This window comes from uncultured Chitinophaga sp. (assembly GCF_902168175.1).
GTDB lineage: Bacteria > Bacteroidota > Bacteroidia > Chitinophagales > Chitinophagaceae > Chitinophaga.
The window spans coordinates 1-9,122 of sequence record NZ_CABHOU010000094.1 but is presented as its reverse complement, the minus strand read 5'-3'; the positions used below and the strand labels follow the sequence as shown (position 1 = coordinate 9,122).

Genomic DNA, 9,122 nt, shown 5'->3' with positions numbered 1-9,122 from the left:
GTGTGGCCTAATTGAGAGATAACAACGGGGTAAGCAAGAAAGAAATTGTCTTTGTAATGTTCCCTGTATTTGGTGTAAATCCTTTTCATTTTAAATACTCGTAATCAATCATAAAAAAAGCCAGCATCCGGGAAGATGCTGGCTTGTTAAAGTCATTGGCGTTCTTTTAGAACGGCGCATCTCCGAAGGTTTCGTCCTCGAAATCCATATCATTCATCTTCGATCCCTTCTGTATGTAAAGTTTCGCTTCGTCTGTAGGGTTACCGCGCATGCCTGCAAAGGAATTACCTCCGCCGCCTGGTGCGCCGCCGCCAAATCCGTCTACAGGGCCATCGTCTTCAAAACGCTGGAACTCCAGGATCGCTCTCAGTTTTACAGTATCGAGCTGACCGTTACGGTGTTTGGCTATACGAACGTGGGTTTCACCTTTGTTGGATTCGCCCATTTCATTAGTAGTGATCTCATAATATTCAGGACGGTAAAGGAACAGTACCATGTCGGCATCCTGCTCGATCGCACCCGATTCACGAAGGTCACTCAGCTGCGGCATCTTGTTACCATCTTTACGTTTCTCCACATCACGGCTCAACTGCGACAGTGCGATCACGGGTACGTGCAACTCTTTCGCCATACCTTTCAGGTCCCGGGAGATTTTGCTGATCTCCTGTTCACGGTTACTGTTTTTGCCATCTGCGCTACCGCTCATCAGCTGAAGGTAGTCGATGATAATGATACCTACACCGCTGTTATGAACGAGACGGCGACATTTCGCTCTCAACTCGAAGATATTCAGCGATGGAGTGTCATCGATAAAGATGGGCGCTTTCGCCAACCGTTCTATACCGCGGGTCATGAGCGTACGCATTTCTGCTTCGTCCAGTTTACCACGGGTAATTTTTTCCAGTTTAATTTCAGATTCGGCCGAAAGGATACGTTGTACCAGCTGTCCGGACGACATCTCCAGGGAGAACACTGCCGCGCCTTTACCGTGTGTTGGGTGCAGGGCTGCGTTTCGCGCCAGGTTCAGTGCGAACGCCGTTTTACCCACCGCAGGACGTGCTGCCAGGATGATCAAATCCGTTGGCTGCCAGCCGTAAGTGATTTTGTCCAGCGTAGGGAAACCCGAAGGCACCCCTGTCATTTCTTCACCTTTGTTTCTCAGGTCCTCGATACGTTTGATCGTGTTTACCAGGATCTTATCGATGGAGTCGTAGTTTTTACGAAGGTGATTATTGGTGATTTCAAAAAGTTTAGATTCGGCAGAGTCCAGCAGGTCGAACACGTCGGCCGTATCCTCGTAGGATTCAGAAAGAATTTCCCCGGAAATACGGATCAGCTCACGCTGGATGAATTTCTGCAGTACGATACGGGCGTGGGCCTCGATGTTGGCAGATGATACCACCATGTTCGTAAGCCTGGTTACGAAGAAAGGACCGCCTACCTGCTCCAGTTCGCCGGACGATTTCAGTTCTTCTACTACCGTGAGGATATCTACCGGCATCGATTTTGCCGCCAGTTTCAGCATGGAGGAGAAAATACGCTGGTGCGCATCTACGTAGAAGCAGTCTGGTTTCAGTACTTCAATCACCGTATCGAACGCTCCCTTTTCAAGCATGAGGGCACCTAATACCGCTTCCTCCAGTTCTTTAGCCTGGGGAGGTATTTTGCCGTATACCATTGTGGAGAGATCGACAGATGGTTTTTTTCTGAAATTTCTGTCCTTCTTAAGATTGACGTCCATTTATCGCGAGGGCTTAAAATGTGTTAATAAAAGCTGGTTACTGTAGTCGTCCGCTGCTGTTTACAATTTTTGCATTCTGTTTTTCGGTGTGGCACAATTAACAAATTGTAAAATTTTTGGAGCCGGGTCGACTAAGGTAAAGGCATTTTTCCGATTAATCGGTTTTGCTGCCGAACTAAAGTTATTCGTGCCTAATGCACATGCTATACCATAGCTAAACATCGGTTATCCACTATTTATTGTGCGGTTATCCACAAAGAGCGACTACGCTTCCCCTGCAAATGTCCGATTATTCACAATCATTGTTGAAAAAGATTTATCCCCAAATGCTTTTTAAAAATGTCTGGGCAGCAAAGCCGGATTTCTTAACTTTACGCGGCGTCGAAGCGCCTGTAAAGGGGCGCAAAGATGCAACATAACATTGATTATCAAAAATTTAAAAAGCAGTGTGATCTAAGTCGCCTGTATACAGACAATAACAAATGACAATCTCGTACAATTGGTTATGTGAATATTTACCGGTAAAACCTGCACCGGAAGAACTTTCGGTGATCTTAACGGCCATAGGCCTAGAAGTAGAAAGCCTGGAAGCTTTTGAAAGCATTAAAGGCAGTCTCGAAGGTTTGGTGATAGGAGAAGTATTGGAAGTGGAAAAACACCCCAATGCGGATAAACTGCGCCTTACCAAAGTAAATATAGGGACCGGTGAGCCACTGGCCATCGTTTGCGGCGCACCTAACGTGGCCGTGGGTCAAAAAGTGGTGATAGCCCCCATCGGTGCTACCATTTACCCCCTCACAGGTGATCCCCTCACCATGAAAAAAGCAAAGATCCGCGGTGAAGAAAGTAATGGCATGATTTGCGCCGAGGATGAAATAGGCCTGGGTACCGGTCATGATGGTATTTTAGTACTGGATGCCGCCCTGGTTCCGGGTACGCCTGCCCGTGAGGTGTTTAAACCTGTGCAGGACTTCGTTTTCGAGATCGGCCTCACGCCTAACCGCATGGATGCCATGAGTCACCTCGGCGTGGCCCGCGACGTATGCGCCTGGCTCAATAATCATCATAACACATCTGAATATACGGTGAGGTCGCCCCTGGCAGCATCTGCCAGCGGCTTTGAACAAAAGCTGCACGAGATCACCGAAACGGTTGCCAGCTATCGCGATGCTTTTGAACTGTTTAACAGTCACAGCGGCGAACTGCCCATCACCGTATCTGTAGAAAATTCCGCCGACTGTCCCCGTTACAGCGGTGTAAGCATTACCGGTGTTACCGTGGGCGAGTCGCCCGACTGGCTCAAACAGCGCCTGCAGGCCATAGGTGTTCGTCCTATTAATAATATAGTAGACATTACCAACTTCGTGCTGCACGAAACCGGCCAGCCGCTGCACGCATTTGATGCCGCGCAAATCAAGGGCAACAGGGTAATTGTGAAGAACCTGCCACAGGATACATTGTTCACCACCTTAGACGATAAAGAACGCAAACTCGACGCCCGCGACCTGATGATCTGCAACGGCGAGGGCGAAGGTATGTGTATTGCCGGCGTATTTGGCGGCGCCACTTCAGGCGTTACCGATAGCACCACCAGCATTTTCCTCGAAAGCGCGTGGTTTGCACCAGGTACTACCCGCGCATCGTCCGTTCGTCATGGTTTACGTACCGATGCCGCTACCCGTTTCGAGAAAGGGGTAGACATTGGTAACGTGGTAAGAGTACTGGAACGCGCCGCAGCACTCATCTGCGAGTTGGGCGGCGGTAAAATTGCCTCTGATATTATAGATGTGTACCCACAGCCGAAAGAAAAAACGGAAGTGGAGTTCACTTATGCCTATATCCATAAATTAAGCGGCAACGCCTACCCGGTTGATAAGATCAAAAACATCCTGCTCAGCCTCGGTTTTGGTATCATTTCCGAAACAGAAGCCGGCGCCCGTGTATCCGTACCCTTCTCCAAACCCGATATCTCCATCCCGGCCGATATCGTAGAAGAAATAATGCGCATCGACGGACTGGATAATATCATCATCCCTGCTGAAATTACCATTGCTCCCAGTGTGCAGCCTCGCCCGGATAAAGAAAGGATCCGCGAAAAGGTAGCTGCTTACCTGGCAGGCAACGGTTTTATGGAGATATTCACCAACTCCATCACCAACAGCCAGTATTATGATGCAGACACACAGGCACAGCTCGTAAAAATGCTGAACAACCTGAGCGCCGATCTCGATACCATGCGCCCGTCCATGCTGGAAACCGGCCTGGAAAGCGTGGCTTACAACCTGAACCGTAAGAACGAAAACCTGTTGTTCTTCGAAACGGGCAAAACGTACAAACAAATAGCGGTAGGACAGTACGAGGAAAAAGAACACCTCTGTCTGTACCTGACCGGCGATAAACTGGCCGAAAACTGGATGCGTAAACCCGAGAAAGTAGATTTTTACTTCCTTAAAGGGTTCGTAATCAATATATTCCGCCAGTTGGGCATACAGCTTACGCAGATCGCCGAAGCCCCGGCAGCACATCTTCAGCCATCTTTGGAATTAAAGGTGAAAGATAAGGTAATAGGGGTGATGGGAAGCGTGGCCCCGCAAAGGCTCAAAACCTTTGATATTAAACAAGCCGTATGGTTTGCTGATATTTATTGGGATGAAGTGCTTAAATTACTGCGGAAAGCAGACCGCTTCTACACAGAGATCCCGAAATACCCCGCCGTTCGCCGCGATTTGGCGCTGGTGCTGGACAAATCGGTAAAATTCGCTGCGGTAGAAGAAGCGGCCAAAGGAGTTAAATCATCCCTGCTGCAGGGAATTAACCTGTTCGACGTGTTCGAAAGCGAGAAACTGGGAGCCGGTAAGAAGTCTTACGCCGTAAGCTTCACCTTCCAGGACCCGCAAAAAACGCTGACCGACAAGGATGTGGATGGGGTAATGAACAAACTCGTGAAGGCATTTGAATCACAACTGCAGGCCGAGATCCGTAAATAAGCCATGGAACTGGAACAGCACATACAACGAATTGAAGAAAAGACGCACCTGCTGCTGAAAAAACTGCAGCAGGTGCAGTCTGATAATGAGTTGCTGCATGCCGAAATAGACGCGCAGGAAAAAGCACTGTTACTGCACCAGCAATCCATAGCCGCACTGGAAAACAAGTTGAAGCTGACGAAAATCGCCAGCGCCACAAAGGGAGCGCCTACCTCCGAAGATGAGGATTTCAAAAAGGAGATCCGCGGGAAAATCAATGACTATATCCGGGAAATAGACCGCTGTATAGCGATGCTTAACTCCTGATTTGCACGATTTTGCTTTGCAATTTGCCCGGAAATGTTAATATTGTACATACAAGGCACCTATAACTTGTACGTAAAATCAAAACATGGAGCAACTGATACCCGTAAATATCGTGGTAGCCGACAGGACTTACCGCATTAAGATCAGGCCGGAGGAGGAAGAAGATGTGCGACGCATTATGAAAGAAGTGAACGAAAAGATCGTGGAGTTCAGGACCGTTTTCGCCGGAAAAGATATTCAGGATTATATAGCGATGGCATTGATCATGTATGCTACCCACTCCGTTACCAGTGGCGGAAAAGCCCAGGCCAGCGTGGCCCCCTTCCTGTCAGAAAAGTTACAACATCTTGAAAATCTGTTGAATGAGGGCCTGAAATAGCCCGTTGATTAGCCGTAAATTATTCATTCTCTGGCGGTTTGCTGCTAAATTTTTGTATTTTCGCGGGTCGGTGAACGACCCTGTAATCGCTGAAAAGCAGTAGCGACGCAGGACTTTATCATATAATATACATAAAAACACCATAAATGGAGACGTTATATATAGCAATAGCCGCGATCGTGGCACTCGGAATCGGGATTGTGCTCGGAAAGTTGATCTTCGCAAAAAGTACCCAGTATAAAATCGACGAAGCCGAATTAGAAGCAAAAAGAATAGTGGCGGAAGCCCAGATTACCGCAGAAACCCTTAAGAAAGACCGCTTACTTGAAGCCAAAGAAAAATACCTGCAACTGAAAACGGAGTATGAGAAGGAAGTGTTGCAGCGTAACCAGAAAATAAACGAAGGCGAAAACCGCATCAAACAGAAAGAACAGGGCCTGAACCAAAAGAACGAGCAGCTGAGCAAACAGGTGCAGGAAAATGAGGCGATCAAAGAAAACCTTGCCCGCCAGATCGAACTGGTAAACGTTAAACGTTCTGAACTGGAAAAACATCAGGAAGAGCATATCCGTCGCCTGGAAAAGGTAGCAGGTCTTACGGCCGAAGAAGCCCGCAACCAGCTGGTAGAAAGCCTGAAAGAAGAAGCCCGCTCCACCGCCCTGGCCCACATCCAGGACATCGTGGAAGAAGCGAAATCCAAAGCCAACAAAGAAGCTAAGAAAATCATTATACAGTCCATCCAGCGTACGGCTGCCGAGCAAACCATCGAGAATGCCATCACCGTGTTTAACCTGGAAAGCGACGAAATTAAAGGGCAGATCATTGGTCGTGAAGGCCGTAACATCCGCGCCATCGAAGCCGCTACCGGCGTTGACCTTATCGTAGACGATACCCCTGAAGCAATTGTACTCTCTTCCTTCGACCCATTACGCCGCGAAATTGCCCGTCTTGCCCTGCAACGCCTGGTACAGGACGGTCGTATTCACCCTGCCCGTATCGAAGAAGTAGTAGAAAAAACCAAACGCCAGCTCGAAGAGCAGGTAATGGAAATAGGCGAACGTACCGTAATCGAATTAGGCATCCACGGTCTGCACAAAGAACTGGTACGCCTGGTTGGTAAAATGCGTTTCCGTTCCTCCTACGGTCAGAACCTGCTGATGCACTCCAAAGAAACCGCGAACCTTTGCGGTATCATGGCTGCTGAACTGGGCCTGAACCCTAAACTCGCCAAACGTGCCGGCCTGCTGCACGATATTGGTAAAGTACCCGACGAAGAAACAGAACTGAGCCACGCCCTCCTCGGAGCGAAACTGGCCGAAAAATACGGAGAACACCCTGCAGTAGTAAACGCCATCGGCGCCCACCACGATGAAATGGAAATGCAATACGTTATTTCCCCCATCATCCAGGCCTGTGACGCCATTTCCGGTGCCCGCCCCGGTGCCCGCCGCGAAATCATGCAGAGCTACTTACAACGTATCAAAGATCTCGAGAACCTCGCCATGGCATACGACGGTGTTGAAAAAGCCTACGCCATCCAGGCCGGCCGCGAACTCCGCGTAATCGTAGAAAGCGACAAAGTATCCGACAGCGATTCCGACCGCCTCTCCTTCGAAATTGCCACCAAGATCCAAACCGAAATGCAATACCCCGGTCAGATCAAAGTAACGGTAATCCGCGAACGCAGAGCCGTGAACGTAGCAAGATAATATTGCTTAATATCTATATCAGCAAAGGCGCTCCTGAAAGGGGCGCCTTTTTTTGTAGATGTATTTTTTCAGATAGCGTTGCATTCTTTTTTCGTCATTGCTTCATTTCATTCGCAATAACGGCGAGGGGGCTTACCTTCGCCCCGATGTTCTGTGGCAAAGTTGCCCTCGCAAGAGGCCTGCTCACGCTTCGTACGCAGTTTCCGCACCAGTCAATCGTTTGACCTATATCCTGTCACCCCGGCATCAAGCACGGTAAATTTCCCTATCTTACCTCCACAGAAAAACTCATGTCATGAAAAGAATCATCACCACGTCATTGCTCGTTGCAGCATTCACTATCCTGGGCGCAGGCGCACAGGCGCAGAAGAAACAAAAACTATTCAACGGAAAAGACCTCACCGGCTGGAAAATTTACGGTACCGAAAAATGGTATGTAGAAGGCGGTGAACTGATTTGTGAAAGCGGTCCGGATAAAGAGTACGGCTACCTCGGCACAGAAAAAAGCTTCAAAGATTTTGAACTGACTGCCCAGTTTAAGCAGGAAGCCAATGGCAACAGCGGCATCTTTTTCCACTCTTCGATTGAAGGCACTAAGGTAGCAGGCTGGCAGGCAGAAGTAGCGCCACCGAACAACAGCACAGGCGGCATCTACGAATCGTATGGCCGTGGCTGGCTGATTAAACCGGCTCCGGAAAAAGACAAATACCTGAAAATGGGCGAATGGAATACCATGAAAGTGCGTGTGAAAGGTAACAATGTAACTACATACCTCAATGGCCAGGAAATGATTACCCTGGACGATGAAAAGATAGGTGCAATTACCGGCCAGATAGCCTTGCAGATACACTCCGGCGGCGGTATTAAAGTACGCTGGAAGAATATAGAGGTGAAGGAATTAAAGTAAAAAGATGGTAACTTGCCGCGATGTATTTTTCGAATAAGATAGTGTTCATAACCGGTGCCAGTTCCGGCATCGGGAAAGCGCTGGCGCTGGAGCTGGCAAAGCAGCAGGCAAAGCTGGTGCTAACCGCGCGCAGGGCCGATGTGCTGGCCGATGTTAAGGCAGAATGCCTGAAATATACGCCGCACTGCAAGCTCCTGAGCTTCGACCTTACCGATAGTGCGCAAATAGAGCCGAAGGCGGCCGAAGCTTTACAGTTGTTCGGCGGCCTGGACGTGCTGATCAATAACGCCGGCGTAAGCCAGCGCTCTCCCGTAATGGAAACCGCGCTGGAAGTAGACCGGCAGATCATGGAGATTAACTTCTTCGCTACCGTAGCCTTTACCAAAGCCTTACTGCCGCATTTCAAAAAACAGGGGCATGGTCACATTATCGTGATGAGCAGCATGGCGGGACTGTTAGGTTTCCCTATGCGGTCTGCCTACTCCGCTGCCAAACACGCGTTGCATGGCTTTTTTGAAACCTTCCAGACCGAGCAGCCGGTGAAAGATCTGCATACGACCATCGTATGCCCCGGCCGCATCAATACCCCCATTTCGCTTTCTGCTTTAACCGGCAGCGGGCAGCCACATGGCAAAATGGACGACGGTCAGAAGAACGGGATACCAGCCGATAAATGCGCGCGTATTATTTTAAAAGCAGCGGAGAATAAAAAGAAGCTCATCAAGATAGCAAAGGAAGAAAAAATACTGCTGGCGATCAAGCGCGTAATACCTTCCATGTTTTATAAGATCGCGCACAAGGTGGGCACCAAACAATAGTATATCCTAAAACAATATAGCTACATGTCACAAACTTTTTCGGAATGTATCACCGGCGTGCAACAAATCGGTGTAGGCGTTAAAGATCTGCAGACGGCTAAGTACTGGTACAAAAAATTCCTCGGGATGGAAGTATTGGTATTTGATGATGCGGCCGAAGCTCCTTTAATGACCATCTATACCGGCGGTAAAGTACATTCCCGCCACGCACTGCTTACCCTCAACATTGCCGGTGGCGGTGGTATGGAAATATGGCAGTACGTGAGCAGAACGCC

At 48.9% G+C, this 9,122-nt stretch carries 8 protein-coding genes; 7 read left to right on the top strand and 1 reads right to left on the bottom strand.

The genetic code is table 11. The annotated features are described in order from the left end of the window. Positions 1 to 166: 166 nt before the first annotated feature. Positions 167 to 1,741, bottom strand: coding sequence for a replicative DNA helicase (dnaB, locus tag QZT80_RS21270; RefSeq protein ID WP_295126922.1), 1,575 nt, complete (start codon positions 1,739 to 1,741; stop codon positions 167 to 169). Positions 1,742 to 2,223: 482 nt separating this feature from the next. Here dnaB and pheT point away from each other — a divergent pair, with 482 nt between their 5' ends. From pheT to QZT80_RS21235, 7 genes are all read left to right on the top strand, one after another. Beyond that, a complete protein-coding gene (pheT, locus tag QZT80_RS21265) occupies positions 2,224 to 4,728 on the top strand; it encodes a phenylalanine--tRNA ligase subunit beta (protein WP_295126919.1) in 2,505 nt (834 codons plus the stop codon). A 3-nt stretch (positions 4,729 to 4,731) separates the two neighbouring features. Then, positions 4,732 to 5,034 (top strand): hypothetical protein, encoded by a 303-nt coding sequence (locus tag QZT80_RS21260; RefSeq protein WP_295126916.1) that lies wholly within the window; start codon positions 4,732 to 4,734, stop codon positions 5,032 to 5,034. 85 nt (positions 5,035 to 5,119) lie between these two features. Beyond that, positions 5,120 to 5,413, top strand: a complete 294-nt coding sequence (locus tag QZT80_RS21255) for a cell division protein ZapA (RefSeq protein WP_295126914.1) — start codon at positions 5,120 to 5,122, stop codon at positions 5,411 to 5,413. A 146-nt stretch (positions 5,414 to 5,559) separates the two neighbouring features. Beyond that, positions 5,560 to 7,122, top strand: a complete 1,563-nt coding sequence (gene rny / locus QZT80_RS21250) for a ribonuclease Y (protein ID WP_295126911.1) — start codon at positions 5,560 to 5,562, stop codon at positions 7,120 to 7,122. A gap of 295 nt (positions 7,123 to 7,417) precedes the next feature. After that, positions 7,418 to 8,029, top strand: a complete 612-nt coding sequence (locus QZT80_RS21245) for a DUF1080 domain-containing protein (RefSeq protein WP_295126908.1) — start codon at positions 7,418 to 7,420, stop codon at positions 8,027 to 8,029. A 20-nt stretch (positions 8,030 to 8,049) separates the two neighbouring features. Further along, positions 8,050 to 8,847, top strand: a complete 798-nt coding sequence (locus tag QZT80_RS21240; RefSeq protein ID WP_295126906.1) for an SDR family oxidoreductase — start codon at positions 8,050 to 8,052, stop codon at positions 8,845 to 8,847. A 24-nt stretch (positions 8,848 to 8,871) separates the two neighbouring features. Next, positions 8,872 to 9,122 (top strand): VOC family protein (locus tag QZT80_RS21235; protein ID WP_295126903.1); only part of this gene is annotated, 251 nt, incomplete at its 3' end.

What these genes read in the sequence shown, in the direction of transcription:
- dnaB (WP_295126922.1), bottom strand. Translation starts at nt 1,741, where the DNA reads ATGGACGTCAATCTTAAGAAGGACAGAAATTTCAGAAAAAAACCATCT.
- pheT (WP_295126919.1), top strand. Translation starts at nt 2,224, where the DNA reads ATGACAATCTCGTACAATTGGTTATGTGAATATTTACCGGTAAAACCT.
- QZT80_RS21260 (WP_295126916.1), top strand. Translation starts at nt 4,732, where the DNA reads ATGGAACTGGAACAGCACATACAACGAATTGAAGAAAAGACGCACCTG.
- QZT80_RS21255 (WP_295126914.1), top strand. Translation starts at nt 5,120, where the DNA reads ATGGAGCAACTGATACCCGTAAATATCGTGGTAGCCGACAGGACTTAC.
- rny (WP_295126911.1), top strand. Translation starts at nt 5,560, where the DNA reads ATGGAGACGTTATATATAGCAATAGCCGCGATCGTGGCACTCGGAATC.
- QZT80_RS21245 (WP_295126908.1), top strand. Translation starts at nt 7,418, where the DNA reads ATGAAAAGAATCATCACCACGTCATTGCTCGTTGCAGCATTCACTATC.
- QZT80_RS21240 (WP_295126906.1), top strand. Translation starts at nt 8,050, where the DNA reads ATGTATTTTTCGAATAAGATAGTGTTCATAACCGGTGCCAGTTCCGGC.